The following is a 21,803-nucleotide window of genomic DNA, read 5'->3' on the forward strand; positions in this document are numbered from 1 at the left end:
GCGGCATGCCACGCGACCCTTCCTGTTGCGCATGGACATGGGCGACGCGGTGATCGCGCGTACCGCGACGATGATGCATTGCATCATTCCATGGTGCTATACGCGCGGGCGTTTTATTCATTGGTAGGGAATGCCTGCGCCACCTATCCTGTCCCGCTGACACGTGGGGCGAGGGGTGCCGGGGGATGAGGCTGCGCACAGGGCGATCCAGGCAAGGCGCGAGCCGGGGTCGGCGCGGCGGCGCATGGCTGTTCATCGCCTGCCTGTGGGTGCTCGCCAGTGCGAGCGCCCAGGCGTCCTACCAGTGGCGCAACGTCGCCATCGGCGGTGGCGGGTTCGTGACCGGCCTGGTCTTCCATCCGGCGCAGCCGGGCCTGCTCTACGCCCGGACCGACATCGGCGGCGCGTATCGCCTGGAGCCCGACGGCGGGCGCTGGACACCGTTGCTCGACTGGATGGGCGAGGACGACAAGGGTCGCTTCGGTGTGGAAAGCCTCGCACTCGACCCGTCCGATCCCGATCGTCTCTATCTTGCGGTCGGCACCTATCTGCACGAACGCGGCAGCGAGGGCGCGATCCTGCGCTCGCGCGATCGCGGCGCGACGTTCGAGCGCACGCCGCTGCCGTTCAAGCTCGGCGGCAACGAGCAGGGTCGCGGCAACGGCGAACGCCTGGCGGTCGATCCCCACGACGGACGCGTGCTGCTGTTCGGCACCCGCGCCCACGGGCTTTGGCGCAGCGACGACGCGGGCGCCAGCTGGAGCGAGGTGCCGGGTTTTCCCGCGATCGCGACATCGAAGTCGGCATGGGCGAAAGGCTGGCGCGACGAGGTGCCGATCGGCATCGCCTTCGTCGTGTTCGATCCGGCCAGCGGCGGCTCCGGGGCGCCGTCGCGCACGCTCTACGCGGGCGCGTCGACGAAGGAGGCCAGCATGTACCGCTCCGACGACGGCGGCGACAGCTGGCGCGCCGTGCCGGGCCAGCCCACCGGCCTGCGCCCGAGCCACATGGTGCGCGATGCGCGCGGCCGCTGGCTGCTGAGCTACGGCGACGAACCGGGGCCGAACCACATGGCCGACGGTGCGGTGTGGCGTTTCGATCCCGCCGACGGCAGCTGGACCGACATCACCCCCGCACCGCAATCGAGCGGCATCGCCGGCACGGGCTTCGGCTGGGGCGCGGTGGCGGTGGATACGAACGATGCGGACGTCATCGTCGCCTCCACCTTCCGCCGTTACCAGCCGCACGACGACATCTACCGCAGCACCGATGGCGGTCGCAGCTGGACAGCCATGCTGCCGCGTTCGTCGTTCGATCATTCCAACGCGCCGTGGACGCGGGATGCGAAACCGCACTGGATGGCCGACCTCGAGATCGATCCGCACGATCCCGACCGGGTCTGGTTCGTCACCGGCTATGGCGTGTGGGCGTCCAGCAACGCGCGTGCGTTCGATCGCGGCGAGACCTTGCAGTGGCGCTTCGAGCAGGAAGGTTTCGAGGAGACCGTGCCGCTGGCGCTGGCCAGCCCGCCGCAGGGCGCGCACCTGGTCAGCGGGCTGGGCGACGTGGACGGTTTCGTGCACGACGATCTGGACGTGTCGCAGCAGCGCTACGCCGGCGTGCGCTTCTCCAACACCGAGAGTCTCGCGTTCGCCGGGCAGGCGCCGGACGTCATGGTGCGCACCGGCTACTTCCACAACCGTCCCGAAGGCGCGGTGCGTGGCGCATGGTCGACCGACGGCGGTCGCACGTGGACCGCGTTCGCAAGCGAGCCGCCGGACGGCGACGGCGCAGGCCACATCACCCTGGCCGCCGACGGCAAGCGTGCGATCTGGAAGCCGCGCAACGGCGAACGCCATTGGCTGACCGCGGACATGGGCGGGCGCTGGCAGGCAGTGCAGGGCTTGCCCAAGCATGCGGTGGTCGAGGCCGACAAGGTCGACGAGGGCATCTATTACGGGTTCGATGCCACCACCGGCAAGCTCTATGTCAGCGGCAACGGCGGGGTGGGCTTCAGGGAAGTCGAGGCCAGCGTCGGCGAAGTGGGCGACTGGTATCGCGCCGAGATCCGACCGCATCCGCAGCGCACCGCCGAGGCCTGGATCGCGGCGTCGTGGCGCGGCCTGCTGCACTGGTCGCCCGGCAAGCTGGAGCGCGTGCCCGGGGTCGACAACGTGATGTCGGTCGGCCTCGGCAAGCCCGCGAACGAGGGCGATCCGCTGGTGCTGTTCGTGTTCGGTGAAGTCTCCGGCAAGCGTGGGCTCTACCGGTCGGACGACAACGGCCGACACTGGCATCGCATCGACCGTGATGCGCAGCGATTCGGCGGCGTCATCCGCCACGTGACCGGCGATCCGCGACTGCACGGACGCGTGTACTTCGGCACCGAGGGACGCGGCATCTGGTACGGGGATCCGCAATGACGATCGCGTGGCGGGCGTGGCTGCTGTCGTTGCTGGTCCCGCTGGCGAGCGGCTCGTCGTTTGCGGCGGAGCGGCCAGCTGCATCGGACGACGTAGCGGAGGGCTATCGTCCGCTGCCTGTCCAGGCCGAGGCCATGCCGCGAACCGCAGTTCCGCCGATCGCATTGTCGGCGCCGGACGACATGCCGCCGCTGATCGCCAATGTCGCAGCACGCCAGACGCGTTCGCTGGACGGAACGTGGCAGGCGATGATCGATGCCTATGGTGCCGGCATGGGCGACTGGAAGGCCGCCTGGCGCGACCGTACGCCCGAGCGGCCCGACGAGTTCCACGAGTACGGCTTCGACGATGCTTTCACCCTGCAGGTGCCGGGCGATTTCAACACCCAGCATCCGCAGTTGCATTGGCTGGAGGGATCGGTCTGGTACCGCAAGCGCTTCGATTTCGATGCCGAACGGCTGCAGCGGCAGCAGCGTCGGCTGTTCGTGCATTTCGGTGCGGCGAACCAGCGCGCCGACGTGTTCCTCAACGGCGAGCCGGTCGGCAGCCACGAAGGCGGCTTCACCCCGTTCCAGTTAGAGCTCACCGGCAAGCTGAAGCAGGGCGAGAACCGGCTGCTGGTCCATGTCGACAACCGTCGTCGTCGCGACGCGGTGCCTTCGATGGGGTTCGACTGGTTCAACTACGGCGGGCTGACCCGCAGCGTGCGGCTGGTCGAGCTGCCGGCGCGCCATGTCCGCGACTACCACCTGCAACTGTCGCCGGACGACCGAGAGGAAGTCCGCGGCTGGGTGCAGGTCGCGCCCGCGCAGGCCGGACTGCCGGTACGGGTGGAACTGCCCGAGCTGGGCATGGCGGTCGATGCGCGCACCGATGCGGCCGGCCGCGCCGCGATCGCGTTCCGCGCACCGCTGCAGTTGTGGTCGCCGCAACGACCGAAGCTGTACCGGGTACGCGTCTCCGCCGCCGGCGACGCGGTGGAAGACGAGATCGGCTTCCGCAGTATCGCGGTGCAGGGCGAACGGATCCTGCTCAACGGCGAGCCGGTGTACCTGCGCGGCATCAACCTGCACGAGGAGATCGACGGCCGGCGCGCCGCGTCCGACGACGACTATCGGCGCCTGCTGGAACAGGTACGCGCGCTGGGCGCCGACTTCGCGCGGACCGGGCACTATCCTTTCGGCGAGGAGTTCGTGCGCCAGGCCGACCGCATGGGCATCCTGCTGTGGAGCGAGATCCCGGTCTACCAGGGCATCGATTTCGAGGATCGCGGAACGCAGCAACTGATGCAGCGGATGCTGGCCGAGATGATCGGGCGCGACCGCAATCGCGCCGCGGTGGTGATGTGGGGCATCGCCAACGAGACCGCGCCGGGACGGGCCCGCGACGCGGTGCTGACCGCGCTGGCGGCGCAGGCGCGCGCACTCGATCCGACCCGTCTCGTCGCCGCCGCATTCTACGGGCCCGGTTTCCACGGCGCCCGCCTGCAGATGCACGATCCGCTGTTCCCGGCGCTGGACGTGATCGGCGCGAACATCTACTACGGCTGGTATGTGCCGTGGGCGGTCGAGCCCGAAGAGGTGGAATGGATCCCCCCCGGGAAGCCGCTGCTGATCTCCGAGTTCGGCGCCGAGGCCCGGCATGGCCACCGCGGCGCCGCCGACCGCGCGGGCGACTGGAACGAGGAATTCCAGGCAAGCTTCTACCGCAAGCAGTTCCGGTTGATCCGGCGGCTCGGCTTCGTGCAGGGCACCCTGCCGTGGGTGCTGGCCGATTTCCGCTCGCCGGTGCGCATGCATCCGTACCAGGGCGGCTACAACCGCAAGGGGCTGCTGTCGGAGGACGGCGAGCGCAAACTGGCCTGGGACGTGGTCGCGGACTTCTATCGCACCGTGGTCGCATCCCCGCAGACGAGGCGGCAAGGAGTTTCGAATGAATAGGTCGTGCTGGATCCGCACCGCGCTGTGCTGGCTCGTCGGTTCGCTGTCGGCCGCTTCGGCGCATGCGGTCGATCTGCCGCGCGTGTTCTCCGACGGCATGGTGCTGCAGCGCGACCGGCCGATCCAGGTCTGGGGTCGCGCGGCGGCAGGGGCGCGCATCCAGGTCGCACTGGGCGCGGATCGCGCCAGCGCCACGGCCGGTGCCGATGGCGGGTGGCGCGTCGAGCTGCCCGCGCGCGCAGCCGGCGGGCCGTTCACGATGCGGATCGACGACGGCACCGCGCCGCGCGAACTGCGCGACGTGCTGGTCGGCGACGTGTGGCTGGCTTCGGGACAGTCGAACATGGAGTGGCCGATCTCGCAGTCCGCCGATGCCGATGTCGAGATCGCGCGCGCCACCGATCCGCTGATCCGCCATTTCAAGATTCCGAAGTCATGGTCCGGCACGCCGCAGTGGCAGCTGGCCGGTGGCGAATGGATCGCCTCGTCGCCGGCGGTGGCGGGCCAGTTCTCCGCCGTGGCGCACTTCTTCGCGCGCGAACTGCGCCGCAGCGAAGGCGTGCCGATCGGCATCATCGACAGCACCTGGGGCGGCAGCAGCATCGAGGCGTGGATGGATGCCGCCACCCAGGGCATCGACGGCGAGGCGCAGGCGGCGCTGGCTGAGAGGCTGAAAGCCGACGACGAACGCGCGCTGGCGCAGGCGCGCGCGAACCTGGCGCGCTGGCAGCTGCCGGCCGACGACCGCCGCTGGAACGCTGCGGACCTCGACGCGGCGGGCTGGGCCGACATCGCCGTGCCCGGGCTGTGGGAAGGCGGTGGCTTCAACGGCATGGACGGCATCGCGTGGTACCGCACCACGTTCGAGCTGAGCGCCGCCGAGGCCGGGCGCGGGCTCGCCCTCGGCGTCGGCCGCATCGACGACACCGACACCACCTGGGTCAACGGCGTCGAAGTCGGCACCACCGAGTCGCAGTACAACCTGGCGCGCGTGTACGAGGTGCCGGCCTCCGCGCTGCGCGCCGGCACCAACACCATCGCGGTGCGGGTGACCGACCTGGGCGGCGGTGGCGGGATCCATGGACCGGAGGAAGAACTGTTCGTGCAGCCCGGGGGCGGCGCGCGCCGGCCGTTGGCTGGAACCTGGGCGTTCCGGCCCGCACAGGTCACCACGCTCGCGCTCGACGATGACAAGAACCAGCGGCCGACCCTGCTGTACAACGCCATGATCCACCCCCTGCAGCCGCTGCCGGTGCGCGGCGTGATCTGGTACCAGGGCGAGGCGAATGCCGGCAGCGTGGAACAGGCCATGGCCTACCGGCAGCAGTTCCCGGCCTTGATCCGGCAATGGCGCACGCAGTTCGACGCGCCGGCGCTGCCGTTTCTGTGGGTACAGCTGGCCAGCTGGCATTCGGGTGGCGACGAGGGCGACACCAGCCCCTGGGCGGCGCTGCGCGAATCCCAGACCGCGACGCTGTCGCTGCCGGCGACGGGACAGGCGGTGGCGATCGACATCGGCGATGTCGGCGACATCCATCCGAAGAACAAGCAGGACGTGGGCAAGCGCCTCGCGCTGGCCGCACGTCGCGTGGCGTATGGCGAGGCACTGATCCATCGGGGGCCCGTGTTCGAAGGCGCGCGATTCGCCGATGGCGTGGCGCTGCTCTCCTTCGACGCCGATGGTCTGGCCGCGCGCGGCGGCGATGCGTTGCAGGGCTTCCGGCTCGCCGGCGCGGACCGCAGGTTCCATCCGGCCGCCGCATCGATCGACGCCGACCGGGTGGTCGTGCGCAGCGATGCCGTGGCCGCACCCGTGGCGGTGCGCTACGCGTGGAGCGATGCGCCGGTGGACGCGAACCTCGTCGGCGCGAGCGGTCTGCCGGCGTCGCCGTTCCGGAGCGATGACTGGTGAGGGTGCTGATGGAAGAGCCGGCGGCGGTGCAATTGTCGCTGCGCGATGCGGCAGAAGCTGCCTCTGCCTCTGCCTCTGCCTCTGCCTCTGCCTCTGCTTCTGCTCTTGCTGTTGCAGTTGTCCTTTGGAGCCGTAAAGCGAGCCGAGCACCGCAGCCGGTGGTGGCCGTAGAGGCGCCCATGTCTGAGCGTAGCGAGTTTGGGCGCCGTGCCACCGCCGGCGAGGAGCGCAGGGGACCGGCGCGGCGCAGCCGCGACGGCTCGCGTCCGGTGAAAGGGCTTTTGGTTCCTTTTGGCCCGTCAAAAGGAACTCGTCCGCGCAGCGGGCGAAAGCTCTCGATCTTGCCCTTGAGACTCCTGACTAATCCAGAGGAACAACCGCGACGGCTTACGCGCTGTCGCGCGGGTGACTTTTGTCTTGGCAAAAGTCACCAAAACCGCCTCCGCCGGACGCGATCCGGACTGGCTGCGCCAGTCCGGTCCCCTGCGTTTCTCCGTCGGCGGGGCACGCGGCCCAAACTCGCTGCGCTCGGACACGGGCCGCTCTTCGGCCCCGCCGCCCTGCGATGCTCGGCTCGCTTTACGGCTCGAAAAGCCAAGGCACAAGCAACGGCAACGACAACAGCAGCGACAAGGACAGCAGCGCCCAGACCATGCCCCAGGAGACCGCAATGACGCAGGGAGTGCCGATGGCCGTCGTGCCACCCGGATCGGGAGGCCGCAAGGCGCGGAGCGCGCTGTTCGCGCTGTTCGCCATGGCCGCTCTCGTGCTGGCCGGCTGCCAGCGCCAGTCTGCCGTGCCTGCAGATGGGTCCGCGCCCGATCCGGCCGCGGCCGCCGATGCGGCGGGCGACAGAGAACGTGCGGACGCGAACAGCGAAGTCGCGGACGGCGAACGCCCGATTCCGCGCTTCGAAAGCAAGGACGGCAAGCACGCCCTGATCGTCGATGGTGCCCCGTTCCTGATCCTGGGCGGGCAGGCGCACAACTCGAGCAACTATCCCGAACCGCTGAAGCAGGTATGGCCGGCGCTCGAGGACCTCGGCGCCAACACGCTCTCGATCTCGATCGCCTGGGAGCAGGTGGAGCCGGAGGAGGGGAAGTTCGACTTCTCCTTCGTCGACCACCTGCTGGCGCAGGCGCGCGCGCACGACAAGCGGCTGATCCTGCTGTGGTTCGCCACCTGGAAGAACAACGGTCCGAACTACGCGCCGCGCTGGGTGAAGCTCGACAACGCACGCTTCCCGCGCCTGGTACGCGAGGATGGCGTGGTGCTGAACTCGCTCTCGCCGCATGCGCAGGCCACGCTCGATGCCGACCGCAAGGCCTTCGCCCGGCTGATGGCGCACCTGCGCGAGCATGACGCGCAGCGTACGGTGATCATGGTGCAGCCGCAGAACGAGCCTGGAACCTATGGCGGCGTGCGCGACTTCTCGCCGATGGCGCAGAAGATCTTCCACGGGCCGGTGCCGCAAGCACTGCTGGACCACCTCGGCAAATCCCCCGGCACCTGGCGCGACGTGTTCGGCGCCGACGCCGACGAGACCTTCCACGCCTGGCACATCGCCCGCTACATCGACCAGGTCGCCGAAGCGGGCAAGGCCGAGTATCCGCTGCCGATGTACATCAACGCCGCGCTGCGGGGGCCGTTCAACCCGGGCCAGCCGGGCCAGTACGCCAGTGGCGGGCCCACCGACAACATGCTCGACGTGTACAAGGCCGCCACCCCGCACGTCGACCTGCTCGCACCCGACATCTACATGCCCGAGCACCTGCTCTACACCACGGTGCTCGAGCGCTACGCGCGGCCGGACAACGCGCTGTTCGTGGCCGAGACCGGCAACACGCCGCAGTACGCGCGCTACCTGTTCGCCGCGCTCGGCCACGACGGCATCGGCTGGGTGCCCTTCGGCATGGACTACACGCCCTACGGCAACTGGCCGCTGGGCGCGAAGCGCACCACGCCCGAGACCATCGCCCCGTTCGCACAGGCGTTCGCGCGCATCAACCTCGGCATGCGCGTGTTCGCGAAGGCCGCGTCCGAAGGCCGGCTGCACGGCGTGTCCGAGGCGCCGGGCGTGCCCGAGCAGCAGATCCGGCTCAACGACCGCTGGAACGCCACGATCGCCTACGGCCTGCCGCACTTCTGGTTCCAGGGCACGCCGCCCGGCAACCCCGAGCCGATCGGCGGCGCGCTGATCGCCGAACTCGGACCGGACGAGTTCCTGGTCACCGGCATGCATGCGCGGGTGACCATTTACCCGGCGCGCGAAGGCGTGGCGATGATCTACGACCGGGTCGAGGAAGGGCGCTACGTCGATACGGCGTGGGAGTTCCAGCGCAACTGGAACGGCGACCAGACCGACTACGGACTCAACTTTTCCGAGGCCACGCAGCTGCTGCGCGTGACCCTGGCCACCTATTCCACCCAGACCGACACGAAACCCCAGGAGCCCTGACGCCATGACCCGACTGTCCCGCTTTCCGCGACCCCTGGCCCTGCCACTCGCGCTCTCCCTGGCCTGCGGCGTGGCGCACGCGGCCCCCGGCTGGGAACGCGACGGCGGGGGCGTCGTGGTGCGTCCGGCGCAGGCCGGCGCGGCTCCCGTCCGGTTGCAGGTGGTGGACGGTAATATCCTGCGCGTGACCGCCGATCCGGACGGCGATTTCGAGCGCTCCAAGAGCCTGATGCGGGTCGAGCGCGAAGGCGCCGCACCCGGGTTCGAAGTGAAGGAAGGCGACAATGCGGTGCGCGTGGTCGCACCGGGGATTTCCGCGACGGTCTCGCTGGCCGACGGCCAGGTCGCGTTCTTCGACGCGGCCGGCAAGCCGCTGGTCTCGGAAGTGGCGGGCGGTCGCACGTTCACCCCGGCCGAGTTCGACGGCCGCGGCTACGTCAGCGTGCGCCAGCGCTTCGTGTCGAACGACGACGAGGGGCTGTACGGCACCGGCCTGCACCAGCAGGGCTGGATGAACCTCAAGGGGCGCGATGTCGAGCTGCTCCAGCACAACATCGACAATGCGATTCCCTACCTCACCTCGAGCCGCCACTACGGCATCCTCTGGGACAACAACTCGATCACCCGCTACGGCGACCCGCGCGGCCTGCGCCAGATCGGCGAGGTGGTGGCGCTGTACGACAAGGACGGCAAGGAGGGCGCGCTCACCGCGACCTATTCGATCGAGGGCGACGTCAAGCTCGTCCGGCGCGAGGAGAAGATCGATTACCAGTTCATCTCCAGCCTCGAAGCGTTCCCCGAAGCAGGCAAGAACCTGGCCCAGGGCGGGCGCAGCGAGGTGGTCTGGGAAGGGCAGATCGCCGCGCGCACCTCCGGCCGCCACACCTTCTCGCTGTTCAACAGCGAGTACGCCAAGCTCTACGTCGACGGCAAGCTGGTGATCGATCGCTGGCGCCAGAACTGGAACCCGTGGCACCACGAGTTCGCGCTGGACCTCGAGGCCGGCAGGAAGCACGACATCCGCATCGAGTGGGACCGGATCGAGCCGGCCTACCTCGCGCTGCAGGGGCGCGACCCGCTGCCGGCCGACGAGGCGCAGGACCTGTCGATCTGGTCCGAAGCCGCGCAGGTGATCGACTACTACGTGGTCGCCGCCGACGACGCAGACGGCGTGATCGCCGGCTACCGCGAGCTCACCGGCAAGGCGGTCCTGCTGCCGAAGTGGGCCTACGGCTTCTGGCAGAGCCGTGAGCGCTACAAGACCCAGGCCGAGCTGACAGGCGTGCTCGACGAGTACCGCCGCCGCAAGCTGCCGATCGACAACATCGTGCTCGACTGGTCGTACTGGCCCGAGGACGCCTGGGGTTCGCACGATTTCGACCCGAAGAACTTCCCCGATCCGGAGGGCATGGTCGAGCACGTGCACGACAACAACGCCCAGGTCATGATCTCGGTGTGGCCGAAGTTCTATCCGACCACCGAGCACTACAAGGAGCTCGACGCCAAGGGCTACATGTACAAGCGCAATGTCGAGGTCGGCGAGCGCGACTGGATCGGGGACGGCTACCTCAACTCGTTCTACGATCCCTACGCGAAGGAGGCGCAGGACATCTTCTGGCGCCAGGTGAACACCAAGCTCAACGCCAAGGGCTTCGATGCGTGGTGGCTCGATGCCACCGAGCCCGACCTGCACAGCAACCTCGACACCGGCGAGCGCAAGGCGCGGACCACGCCGACCGCGCTGGGATCGTCGGTGGAGTACTTCAACTCCTATCCGCTGCCGCATTCGGAAGGCGTGTACCGCGGGTCGCGCGAGGTCGATCCGGACAAGCGCGTGTTCATCCTCTCGCGCGCGTACTTCGCGGGCCAGCAGCGTGCGGCGGCGGCGTTCTGGAGCGGCGACATCGTGCCGCGCTGGGAAGACTACCGCGAGCAGATCTCCGGCCTGGTCAACGCCTCGATGGCGGGCGCGCCGAACGTGAGCTTCGACATCGGCGGCTTCTCGCCCGAACGCCGCTACGAGCAGAAGGACCCGGCGCACCTGCCGGAATGGCGCGAGCTCAACCTGCGCTGGTTCCAGCACGGTGCGTTCGTGCCGATCTTCCGCCTGCACGGCCAGTTCCCCTACCGCGAGATCTGGGAGATCGCGCCCGAGGGCACGCCGCACTACGACAGCTTCGTGCACTACCTCAAGCTGCGCTACACGCTGCTGCCGTACATCTACACCCTGGCGGGCGACACCTGGCACGCGGACGGCACCATCCTGCGCGCGCTGGCGATGGATTTCCCGGCCGATGCGAAGGCGCGCGACGTCGCCGACCAGTACCTGTTCGGCCCCGCGTTCCTGGTCGCGCCGGTGACAGAGTTCAAGGCCACCAGCCGCGAGGTCTACCTGCCCGCTGGCGCGCAGTGGATCGACTTCGAGACCGGGCAGCGGCATGAAGGCGGGCGCACCATCACCGCCGCCGCGCCACTGCAGCGGATGCCGCTGTTCGTGCGTGCCGGCTCGATCGTGCCGCGCACCGTCGTGCAGCAGTACGTGGACGAACAGCCCGGTGCGCCGCTGACCATCGAGGTCTACACCGGTGCGGACGGCAGCTTCTCGCTGTACGAGGATGCCGGGCGCAGCTACGGCTACGAGCGCGGCGAATCCAGCCGCATCCCGCTGGCGTGGGACCAGGCGAGCGGCACGCTGACCATCGGGGCGCGCGAGGGCTCGTATCCGGGCATGGCGGCGTCGCGCGAGATCCGCGTGCGCTGGATCGACGGCCCGCGCGGCGACAACGGCGCGCTGGAGCCGGAAGCGGACGCCACCGTGACCTACGACGGATCGGCGCAGGTGGTCGCGCGGCCGGCGAAGGGCTGAGCCGTGGCGGCGTTCGACCCGCGTCGTCGCGACGCGCTCAAGGCCGCCGCGCTGGCGGCGGTGGCGGGAGGGGGCGCGGCGGCAGGTTTCGGTCGCGCCGATGTGCGGGCGGCCGCGCCTGCCCTCGGCACGGACGCGGCTGGTGCGTCCGCGGGGTCTGCCGATGGCGTAGCCGTCGCGGGTGGCGCGTCATGGGAGGATCTGCGGCTGTGGTATCCGCGCCCGGCCACGCAATGGGTCGAGGCGCTGCCGCTGGGCAATGGCCGGCTCGGTGCGATGGTGTGGGGCGGCGGCAAGCACGAACGCATCCAGCTCAACGAGGACACGCTCTACGCCGGCGGCCCGTACGATCCCACGCCGCCGGATGCACGCGAGGCGCTGACCGAAGTGCGGCGCCTGCTGTTCGCGCGCCGCTATGCCGAGGCCGAAGCATTGGCCAACGAGACCATGCTCAGTCGGCCGCCGAAACAGATGCCCTACCAGCCGCTCGGCGACCTGGTGCTGGACTTCTTCGAGATCGCCGAGACCAACGGTTACCGGCGCGAGCTGGACCTGGACCGCGCGCTGGCGACCTCGACGTTCGAGGCGCGCGGGCTGCAGCACCGGCGCGAGGTGTTCGTCTCGCCGGTCGACCAGTGCCTGGCGATGCGCCTGTCGGGTGACAAGCCGGGCCGCATTTCGCTGCGTATCGGCTTGGCGAGCGACCAGCCCAGCGCGAGCGTGGAGGCCGATGGCGACGCGGGCGTGCTGCTGCATGGGCGCAACGAGGGGGCGTTCGGCGTGGACGGCCGGCTGCGCTTCGCCGCGCGCCTGCGGGTGCTGCCGGTCGGTGGCACGCTGCAGCGGCGCGACGGCCGCATCGAGGTGCGCGATGCCGACGAGGTGGTGCTGCTGCTCACCGCGGCCACGAGCTTCCGCCGCTACGACGACGTCTCCGGCGATCCCGGGGCGACCACCCGCGACCAGCTCGCGCGCGCGGCGGCGCGTTCATGGCCCGAACTGCTTGACGACCACGTCGCCGCGCACCGCGCGCTCTTCCGGCGCGTGCAGATCGACCTCGGCGCCTCGCCCGCCGCGCTCGCGCAGCTGCCCACCGACGAGCGTGTCGCGCATTTCGCCGACGCGAGCGATCCCGCGCTGGCCGCGCTCTACCACCAGTTCGGCCGCTACCTGCTCATCGCGAGCTCGCGCCCCGGCACCCAGCCGGCGAACCTGCAGGGCATCTGGAACGACCTGCTGCAGCCGCCGTGGGAAAGCAAGTACACGATCAACATCAACACCGAAATGAACTACTGGCCGGCGGAGGCGGGCGCCTTGCCCGAATGCGTCGAGCCGCTTGAACGCATGGTCTTCGAACTCGCAGAGCGCGGTCGCGAGACCGCGCGGCGCATGTACGGCGCGCCGGGCTGGGTGGTGCACCACAACACCGACCTGTGGCGCGCGACCGCGCCGATCGACGGCGCGCAGTGGGGCCTGTGGCCGCTGGGCGGCGCCTGGCTGCTGCAGCACCTGTGGGACCGCTGGGACTACGACCGAGATCCGGAGTACTTGCGCAAGGTGTATCCGCTGTTCCGCGGCGCGGCGGAATTCTTCGAGGCCGTGCTGGTCGAGGATCCGCACACCGGTGCCCTGGTGACCGCGCCGTCGATCTCGCCCGAGAACGTCCACCCGCACGGCGCCGCGCTGTGCGCCGGGCCGTCGATGGACGCGCAACTGCTGCGCGACCTGTTCGGCCAGTGCATCGAGGGCGCCGCGCTGCTGCAGGTGGATGCGGCGTTCGCGCAGCGCCTGGAACGCCTGCGCGCGCGGTTGCCGCCGCACCGCATCGGGCGTGCCGGCCAGCTGCAGGAATGGCAGGACGACTGGGACATGGACGCGCCCGAGATGGACCACCGCCACGTCTCGCATCTGTATGCGCTGCATCCCTCCAGCCAGATCAACGTTCGCGATACGCCGGACCTCGCCGCCGCCGCGCGCCGCTCGCTGGAGATCCGCGGCGACGAGGCCACCGGCTGGGGCATCGGCTGGCGCCTGAACCTGTGGGCGCGCCTGCGCGATGGCGAGCGCGCGATGAAGATTCTGCGCATGCTGCTGAGCCCGTCGCGCACCTACCCGAACCTGTTCGATGCCCATCCGCCGTTCCAGATCGACGGCAATTTCGGCGGCACCGCCGGGATCACCGAGATGCTGCTGCAGAGCTGGGGCGGCACGGTGTTCCTGCTGCCCGCGCTGCCCGAAGACTGGCCGACCGGTGAGCTGCGCGGCGTGCGCGTGCGCAACGCGGCGTCCGTCGACCTGGCCTGGCGCGGGGGCGCGCTGGCCAGCGCGACGCTGCGCAGCGACAAGGGCGGCGAATACCGCGTGGACTACCGCGGGCGGGAGCTGGCCCTGACCCTGGCGGCCGGCGAGGCGGCAGAACTCCGGCCGGATCGCGGCGGACTGCGACGTGCGTGATGCCGGCTGCCCGCAACGCGCTCGCGTTGGTTGCAGCGGAGACCGTCCCGCGCGATTGCTGCAATGCACGAAGCGCGACACGCGACTCCGGCTACCCTATGCGGCACTGGATGACAGCGCAGTCATCCAGCGAGCCGGACCTGCCGCCCCGGGCGAGTGCGTGCCTGGCTCCAGTGGTGTCGTATTCCCCGTGACGCCAGGCCGCTTCCGCTGTCGCGGGGACGGTCGCAGCGGTGGACGCGAGCTTCGTGCGATTCGTCGGATCCAGCAGAAACGGAAAGTCATCCCGGGAGGGAATACATGAGCAGTGGTAACGCGTCAGGCGAGAACACCGGTTTCATCATCCTGATCAGCCTGGTGGCGACGATCGGCGGTTTCCTGTTCGGCTACGACAGCGGCGTGATCAACGGCACCGTCGACGGCATCACCACCGCGTTCGACTCCGATGCGGCGGTGACGGGATTCAACGTCGCCTCGATGCTGCTCGGTTGCGCGGTCGGCGCGTGGTTCGCCGGCACCCTGGCCGACCGCTACGGCCGCCGCACGATGCTGCTGTTCGCGGCGGTGTTCTTCATCGTCTCGGCCTGGGGTTCGGGCATCGCCACGTCCTCGTTCGAGTTCGTGATCTACCGCGTGATCGGCGGCCTGGCGGTGGGTGCGGCGAGCGTGATGTCGCCTGCCTACATCAGCGAGGTGGCACCCGCGCGCTACCGCGGCCGGCTGGCCACGATCCAGCAGATCGCGATCATCTCGGGCCTGTTCGCCTCGTTCCTGAGCAACTACCTGCTGGCGAAGGTGGCGACCTCGTCGGTGGCCGAACTGTGGATGGGGTACGAGGCCTGGCGCTGGATGTTCTGGGCCGAGCTGGTGCCGGCGTCGCTGTTCTTCGTGCTGCTGTTCGCGATTCCCGAAAGCCCGCGCTACCTGGTCGCGCGCGGCCTGCGCGATCGTGCGCAGGGCGTGTTGTCGCGGCTGTACGGCGCGGCGCAGGGCGAGCGCAAGCTGGGCGAGATCGACGCCTCGCTGGCCACCGACCACCACCGCCCGCGGCTGTCGGACCTGGTCAGCAAGGCCACCGGCAGGATCCGCCCGATCGTTTGGGTGGGCGTGGGTCTGGCCACGTTCCAGCAGCTGGTCGGCATCAACGTGGTGTTCTACTACGGCGCGGTGCTGTGGCAGGCGGTGGGCTTCTCCGAATCCGACGCGCTGCTGATCAACGTGCTCTCCGGCGCGCTCAGCATCGGCGCCTGCATCGTCACCGTGCTGCTGATCGACCGCGTCGGGCGCAAGCCGCTGCTGTGGATCGGCTCGGTCGGGATGGCCGTCACCCTGGGCTTGGTGACCTTCGCCTTCGCCACCGGCGGCGTCGACGCGGCCGGCAAGCTGCAGCTCAGCGATTCGATGGGCCTGCTGGCGCTGGTGGCGGCGAACGCCTACGTGGTGTTCTTCAACCTGTCCTGGGGCCCGGTGATGTGGGTGATGCTGGGCGAAATGTTCCCGAACCAGATCCGCGGCTCCGGCCTGGCGGTCGCCGGGCTGGCGCAGTGGACGGCGAACTTCCTGATCACCTGGACCTTCCCGATGTTGCTGGCCGGCATCGGCCTGGCGACTGCCTACGGCATCTACACGGTCATGGCGGTGATCTCGGTGTTCTTCGTGATCAAGTTCGTGCACGAGACCAAGGGCCGCGAACTGGAGCAGATGGAGGGCTGACGCCCCGGACAAGACCGACGCGGTTCCTTCCACCCGTTTGGCGGGGCATTGCGCCCCTCACGGGTGGGAAGGTGCCGAAGACGGATGTTGGCCGTTCGAAGACGCGTCACGCGCGCGTCGATCGCCCGGTCCCGGAGGCGTGGATGCCTCTCCGGCGACATGCGTCCACGCGCCCTGGACACACCGGTGAGCCTGCTTGAAGCGCAGGCCACCCCCGCCTCGCCGCAACCGATGAGGAACGAGTGATGCAATTGTCCAGCCTGGATATCGCGATCGTGCTGGCCTACCTCGCCGGCGTGTTCGTGCTGGCGCAATGGGTCTCGCGAGAGAAGGCGGGCCATGCCAAGGACACGGACGACTATTTCCTCGCCAGCAAGTCGCTGCCGTGGTGGGCCATCGGCGCCTCGCTGATCGCGGCCAACATCTCGGCCGAGCAGATCATCGGCATGTCCGGCTCGGGCTTCGCCATCGGCCTGGCGATCGCATCCTACGAATGGATGGCGGCCGCGACCCTGCTGATCGTCGGCAAGTGGTTCCTGCCGGTGTTCCTGCGCAACCGCATCTACACCATGCCGCAATTCCTTGAGCGTCGCTACGGCACGCGCATCCGCACGGTGATGGCGGTGTTCTGGCTGGGGCTGTACGTGTTCGTGAACCTCACCTCGATCCTGTGGCTGGGTTCGCTGGCGATCGCGCACGTGGCCGGCATCGACCAGATGGCGGCGCTGCTGGGGCTGGCGGTTTTCGCGCTCGCGTTCCAGCTCTACGGCGGGCTCAAGGCGGTCGCGCTGACCGATATCGTGCAGGTGGTGCTGCTGGTGGCCGGCGGCCTGCTGCTGGCGGGCATCACCCTCGACCGCATCGGCGAGGGCGCCGGCATCTGGGCCGGCTTCCAGCGCCTGCGCATGGAGGTGCCCGGGCACTTCCACATGATCCTGTCGCCCGACAATCCCTTCTACAAGGACCTGCCCGGCATCAGCGTGCTGATCGGCGGCATGTGGATCATGAACCTGAGCTACTGGGGCTTCAACCAGTACATCATCCAGCGCGCGCTGGCGGCGAAGGACCTGGCCGAGGCGCAGAAGGGCGTGCTGTTCGCCGCCTTCCTCAAGCTGCTGATGCCGGTGATCGTGGTGGTGCCGGGCCTGGCCGCCGTGCTGCTGGCGCCGGACATCGCACGTCCCGATGCGGCCTACCCGGCGATGATGTCGCTGCTGCCGGCGGGCATCCTGGGCATCGTGTTCGCGGCGCTGATCGCGGCGATCGTCTCCTCGCTGGCGTCGATGACCAACTCCATCTCCACCATCTTCACCCTCGACCTGTACCGTTCGCGCAAGCGCGACGACCAGCGCCGCCTGGTGCGCACCGGCCGCATCGTGACGGTGGTGGCGATGGCGCTGGCGGTACTCGCCGCGCGCCCGCTGCTGGGCAGCTTCGACCAGGCCTTCCAGTACATCCAGGAATACACCGGCTTCTTCACCCCGGGCATCGTGGTGATCTTCGTGCTCGGCCTGTTCTGGAAGCGCGCCAACGAGGCCGGGGCGCTCGCGGCCGCGATCGGCTCGTTCGTGCTCTCGATCGTGCTCAAGCTGGCGTGGCCGGCGCTGCCGTTCATCGATCGCGTCGGGCTGGTGTTCCTGCTGGCGCTGGCGCTGGCGGTTGTGGTGTCGCTGTCGATGCGGCACGCGCCGGAGAAGGACATCATCCGCACCGACGATGTCGACTACCGGACCGGGACTTCGTTCAACGCCGGCGCCGTGGCCGTGCTCGCGATCCTGGCGGCGCTGTACGCCGTGTTCTGGTGAGGTCGCCCCCAGCAGGGGTGCGATGACCGCGGGATGGCGCGTCGCAACCGGGCGCGTTCCGGCCGACGTCGGAAACGACGCCGTGCCATCCGTCTCCGGGTCTTGCGATGGCGGGTGGCGCTGCAGGATCCCGTAGTGGCTTGAACGGCCCCGGTGCGGCAAGCCCGGACCGCACGCGAGCCCGCCACGCCCGCCAGGGTGTCGGCGACGCGGCGGAATCGCGCGGCAGGCAGGCGTATGATCCGGTGGCCGTCGCCGGGGGACGGTCGCCATGGCGTCGACCACCGGTGCACGAAGTACGTCCGCGGTGCCGTGGTTCGCGACGGCAAGCGGCGGGCGCGCAGTGCGGAGCCGGGATGTGATGGGGTGTCGCGCGGGACGGGCGCAGGGCGCGGGTGCGTCCGCCTGGTCCCGATGCCGCGGGAACGGTCGAGTGCTCCGCTTGCCCGATGCCGCATGTTGCCGCTGGTGAAATCGCCATGCCGGAAGATTCCGCAAGCAACATCAGGACGATCGACCGCCTCCTGGACGAGTTGCTCGACCTGGACGCGCCCGCGCGGCTGCGCCGGCTCGCCGAACTGCGCGACACGGACGCGGCGCTGGCGGCCGCGGTCGAGCGCCTGTTGTCGTTGTGCCTGGAGGAGTCGGGGGAACTGGCTCCGGGCGGCGCGCTGGAAGGCAGCCTCGCCCGCGAGTGCCTGTTCGGCGTCGAAACGCAGCCGCTGGCCGCCGGGACACGGGTCGGACCCTACCTGGTCGAGCGCCTGATCGGCCGGGGCGGGATGTCCGAGGTCTATCTGGCGTCCCGCCGCTTCGACGGCTTCTCCCAGCAGGTGGCGCTGAAGGTCGTGCGTTCGGACAGGGTGGGCCTCACGCTCAGGGAGCGGCTGCTTGCCGAACAGCGCACCCTGGTGCGCCTGGACCATCCGAACATCGCCCGGTTCCTGGACGCCGGCGTCGATGCCGAAGGCAACGTCTACCTCGCGATGGAGGCGATCGACGGCGGTTCGATCCTGGAAGAAGCCGCGGACAGGGAGCTCGACCTGCGCGAACGCGTCGGCTGGACGATCCATCTGTGCTCCGCGCTCGAACACGCGCACGCGCAACTGGTGGTGCATTGCGACATCAAGCCGTCCAACGTCCTGGTCGACCGGTGGGGCCAGCCGCGGCTGCTCGATTTCGGTATCGCCCAGGCCCTGGGAGAGGCCGAAGCCGATGCCACCTCGCCAGGCATCAAGCTGTTCACCCCCGATTGCGCGGCCCCGGAACAGCTCAGTGGCGCGGCGGTGTCGACCGCCACCGACGTGTTCCAGATCGGGGCCCTGCTCTACCAGCTGATCGTGGGCCGGCCCTGGCCGGTGGACGGCAACATCACCTCGATCACCCGCGTGGATTCGATCCTGCACGAGCCGGCGGTCGCGCCGAGCCGGCGCCTGGTCGAAGCGCGAGAAGACCCGCGCGTGCGCGACAACGCGGTCTCGTGCGGCGCGGCCGATGCGGAGGCGCTGGCGCGGCAGGTGCGCGGGGGCCTGGACGCGATCGTCCTCAAGTGCCTGGCGAAGAGCCCGGCGGACCGGTACGCGAGCATCGAACAACTGCGCGGCGACCTCGAAGCCTGGCGCTCGCTGCGCCCGGTCGCCGCCGCGCACGCCGGCCGCTGGGAACGGACGCGTTTGTGGTGGCGCCGCAATCGCGGTGTCGCCTCGGTGGCGGTGGTCGGCATGGCGGCGCTGTCGATCGTGGCCGCGATGGCACTGGTACGCATCGCGGAAGAGCGCGCGCAGAAGGCGCGCGAGCAGGAGCGCGCGCTGGCGGTGGAGGGGTTCATGGGCCAGGTGTTCAAACAGGCCAGTCCCTACCTGCGCGGCGAGCAGGAACACGCGCTGGAGACCCTGGTGCGGGTGGGCGATTCGATGCTCGCCGGGAGTCGCGACGTGGATCCGCGGACGCGCCTGGCGCTGATGGCGGTGCTCGCCAACCTCGAACTGGACATGGGGCAACCGCAACTGGCGGCGACGCGCGCGCGCGAGGCGCTGCGTGCCGCCGACGCCCGCCAGGTGGACGACCCGCGGACGTTGCTCGCCATGAGCGCCCTGCTGGCCGACGCGCTCTCGCAGCAGGATCGCGACCAGGAGGCGATCCAGATGCTGGGACCGGCACTCGAACGCACCCGCGACGCCGACCTGCCGCTGGTGGAGCGGGCGCAGGCCTGGTCGCAGCTCGGCGAGCTGTACGAGACCGTCGGCCGCCTGCCCGAGGCGACCCGCCAGTTCGACGCCGTGTTCGAAGCACTGGTGGCCTCCGACGCGCCGCTGGAAAGCGGATCGATCGATGCGCTGCGACGCCTGGGCCGTTACCTCAACATCGGGCAGCGGGGCGAGGATCCGCAGCGGGTGAGGGCGATCGTGCGGCGGCTCGAATCGCCTGTTCAGGGCGAGACCGCGATCCAGCGCGCGGCGCGACTGAGCACGCTGAGCCTGGTGGGATCGCTGGCCGCGGACGATCCGGCCGCCAGCGGACGCTACGGCAAGGAAGCGGCGCAGGCGCTGGCGTCGGCGCTGGGCGCGAGCCATCCCCGGGTCTCGGTCGCATGGGGCGATGCCTGCGTCGCCTTCATCAGCGGCGGTGACCTGCTCGAGGCCAAGGCCGCCTGCGAAGCCTCCCTTGCGGGCAACGTCGAGGCGGGACGCGGGAGCACCGCATCGGCGGCGGCGGACCGCATCAACCTCGCCACCATCGAGTACCTGCGCGGCAACTTCGCATCCGCCGGCCGGCTGGCGCGGGAGGCGATGGCCGCGGTGGACCGGGAGTCGGCGCTGTCGCTGTACCTGTTCGGTGCGGGCACGCTGGCCCGGATCGACTATCGCGAAGGCGACCAGGACGCCGCGCTCGCGCGACTCGACGAACTCGCGACGATCCAGCGCCAGCGCTATCCGGACAACGCCGACATGCGCCTGACCGTGCATACCAACCGTGCCGAGGTGCTGCTGGCGCAGGGGCGCGTCGACGCGGCGGCGGCCGCGCTCGAGGAAGCCGGCGTGCGGGCGCACACCGGTGGGCCGCTCGACCGGCTGATCGCGGGCCAGGTGCTCGCTGCGGCCGCGGTGGATGCCGCGGCCGGGCGCCGCGACGACGCGCTGGCGAAGGTGGTCGATGGCATCCGTGCCTTCGAGTCGCACCCGGCGGTGTCGCCGGCGGAACTGGCGTGGGCGCTGCTCGATGGCGGCGAGGCGCTGATCCTGGCCGGGGAGCGCGACCCCGCGGCCGACCTGTTCGCGCGGGCGCTGGGCACCGGCCTGGATCCCGAGCGGATGCCGGGACTCTGGGCCTGGGCGAGCCTGCGCCTGGAGCAACTGCGGCCGGGAAGCGTCGAGCCGCGCGCGCTGGGCCGGGCGGTCGCGGTCGGCCGCGACCAGCTGGGATCGGCGCAACGCAGCGTGCCCTGCCTGCAGGCGCCCGCCGACCTCAGTGCCGGGCCGGCAAAGGCTGCTGCCCGGACAGCATGTCTTTGACCCAGGCGCGGGCGCGCATCCAGTCGCGCTGCACGGTGCGCAGCGGCAGGCCCAGCGCCTCCATGGTCTCGGCTTCGCTGAGCCCGGCGAAGAAGCGGCATTCGAACACGCGCACCAGTCGCGGGCTGGCGTCGGCCAGGCCGCGCAAGGCCTGGTCGATCAGCAGCAATTCGTCGGCCTCGCCCTGGACCGGGATGTCCAGGTCCTCGATGTTGTGCAACACCACGTTGGCGCCGCGCTTGTCGGCGCGTTTCTGGCGCGCGTGGTCGACGATGAACTGACGCATCGCCTGGCTGCAGATGGCCAGGAAATGCGCGCGGTCGCTGGCGTCGAGCGTGTGCTGGCGGGCGAGCTTCAGGTACGCCTCGTGGACCACGCCGGTGGTGTCCAGCGTCAGGTTCGGCCATTGCCGCACCTGGCGGCGCGCGAGCCGGCGCAGGTCCTCGTACACCAGCGGCATCAGCTTGCCCAGGGCGTCGGGTTCGCCCTTGCGGTAGGCGACCAGCAGGTCGTGGAGGCTCTGGTCCATGGTCTCGAAGAACGGGTCGCGCATACCGGACCGGCCAGCGCGCCCGGCCGCAATGCGCGACGGCCCGGGAACGCGCCGTTGACCGGGAAGTGGCGGGACGCGGTGGCCTGCTGCGTATATCCCAATCTCTCGCGGCGGCGGACAGGGGCGCCTGCCGCGTGCGCCGGTCCCCCAACACCACAGGTCATGTC

General features: G+C 70.0%; 10 protein-coding genes. 9 read left to right on the forward strand and 1 reads right to left on the reverse strand.

What is annotated here, in order from left to right; genetic code table 11:
• The first annotated feature begins 185 nt into the window (after positions 1 to 185).
• The 9 genes from FZO89_RS11730 (at position 186) to FZO89_RS11770 (ending at position 21,083) form a co-directional block, all read left to right on the forward strand.
• A complete protein-coding gene (locus FZO89_RS11730; RefSeq protein ID WP_262378632.1) occupies positions 186 to 2,423 on the forward strand; it encodes a WD40/YVTN/BNR-like repeat-containing protein in 2,238 nt (745 codons plus the stop codon).
• Positions 2,420 to 4,363, forward strand: a complete 1,944-nt coding sequence (locus FZO89_RS11735; RefSeq protein ID WP_149103426.1) for a glycoside hydrolase family 2 protein — start codon at positions 2,420 to 2,422, stop codon at positions 4,361 to 4,363. The genes FZO89_RS11730 and FZO89_RS11735 overlap by 4 nt, the downstream gene beginning before the upstream one ends.
• Positions 4,356 to 6,275, forward strand: coding sequence for a sialate O-acetylesterase (locus FZO89_RS11740; RefSeq protein ID WP_149103427.1), 1,920 nt, complete (start codon positions 4,356 to 4,358; stop codon positions 6,273 to 6,275). Before FZO89_RS11735 ends, FZO89_RS11740 begins: the two co-directional genes overlap by 8 nt.
• Before the next feature lie 754 nt (positions 6,276 to 7,029).
• Positions 7,030 to 8,733: a DUF5597 domain-containing protein gene (locus FZO89_RS11745; RefSeq protein ID WP_425480466.1), complete on the forward strand. Its 1,704-nt coding sequence runs from the start codon at positions 7,030 to 7,032 to the stop codon at positions 8,731 to 8,733.
• A 4-nt stretch (positions 8,734 to 8,737) separates the two neighbouring features.
• On the forward strand, positions 8,738 to 11,599 hold the full coding sequence (locus FZO89_RS11750) for a TIM-barrel domain-containing protein (protein ID WP_149103429.1): 2,862 nt from the start codon (positions 8,738 to 8,740) through the stop codon (positions 11,597 to 11,599).
• Between the two features lie 60 nt (positions 11,600 to 11,659).
• Positions 11,660 to 14,053 (forward strand): glycosyl hydrolase family 95 catalytic domain-containing protein, encoded by a 2,394-nt coding sequence (locus FZO89_RS11755; RefSeq protein WP_425480467.1) that lies wholly within the window; start codon positions 11,660 to 11,662, stop codon positions 14,051 to 14,053.
• A gap of 300 nt (positions 14,054 to 14,353) precedes the next feature.
• Complete coding sequence (locus FZO89_RS11760; protein ID WP_149103431.1) at positions 14,354 to 15,766, forward strand: sugar porter family MFS transporter; 1,413 nt, start codon at positions 14,354 to 14,356, stop codon at positions 15,764 to 15,766.
• Positions 15,767 to 16,011: 245 nt separating this feature from the next.
• The gene (locus tag FZO89_RS11765; protein WP_149103432.1) at positions 16,012 to 17,571 is read left to right on the forward strand and encodes a sodium:solute symporter family transporter; all 1,560 of its coding nucleotides are present in this window, start codon (positions 16,012 to 16,014) and stop codon (positions 17,569 to 17,571) included.
• 479 nt (positions 17,572 to 18,050) lie between these two features.
• Complete coding sequence (locus FZO89_RS11770) at positions 18,051 to 21,083, forward strand: serine/threonine-protein kinase (protein WP_187471135.1); 3,033 nt, start codon at positions 18,051 to 18,053, stop codon at positions 21,081 to 21,083.
• On the opposite strand, the gene FZO89_RS11775 is transcribed toward FZO89_RS11770, so the two are convergent.
• The gene (locus FZO89_RS11775; RefSeq protein WP_149103434.1) at positions 21,037 to 21,636 is read right to left on the reverse strand and encodes an ECF-type sigma factor; all 600 of its coding nucleotides are present in this window, start codon (positions 21,634 to 21,636) and stop codon (positions 21,037 to 21,039) included. The two genes, FZO89_RS11770 and FZO89_RS11775, sit on opposite strands and share 47 nt — an antisense overlap.
• Positions 21,637 to 21,803: the final 167 nt, after the last annotated feature.

Origin of the sequence: Luteimonas viscosa (genome assembly GCF_008244685.1) — a bacterium.
Lineage (GTDB): Bacteria > Pseudomonadota > Gammaproteobacteria > Xanthomonadales > Xanthomonadaceae > Luteimonas > Luteimonas viscosa.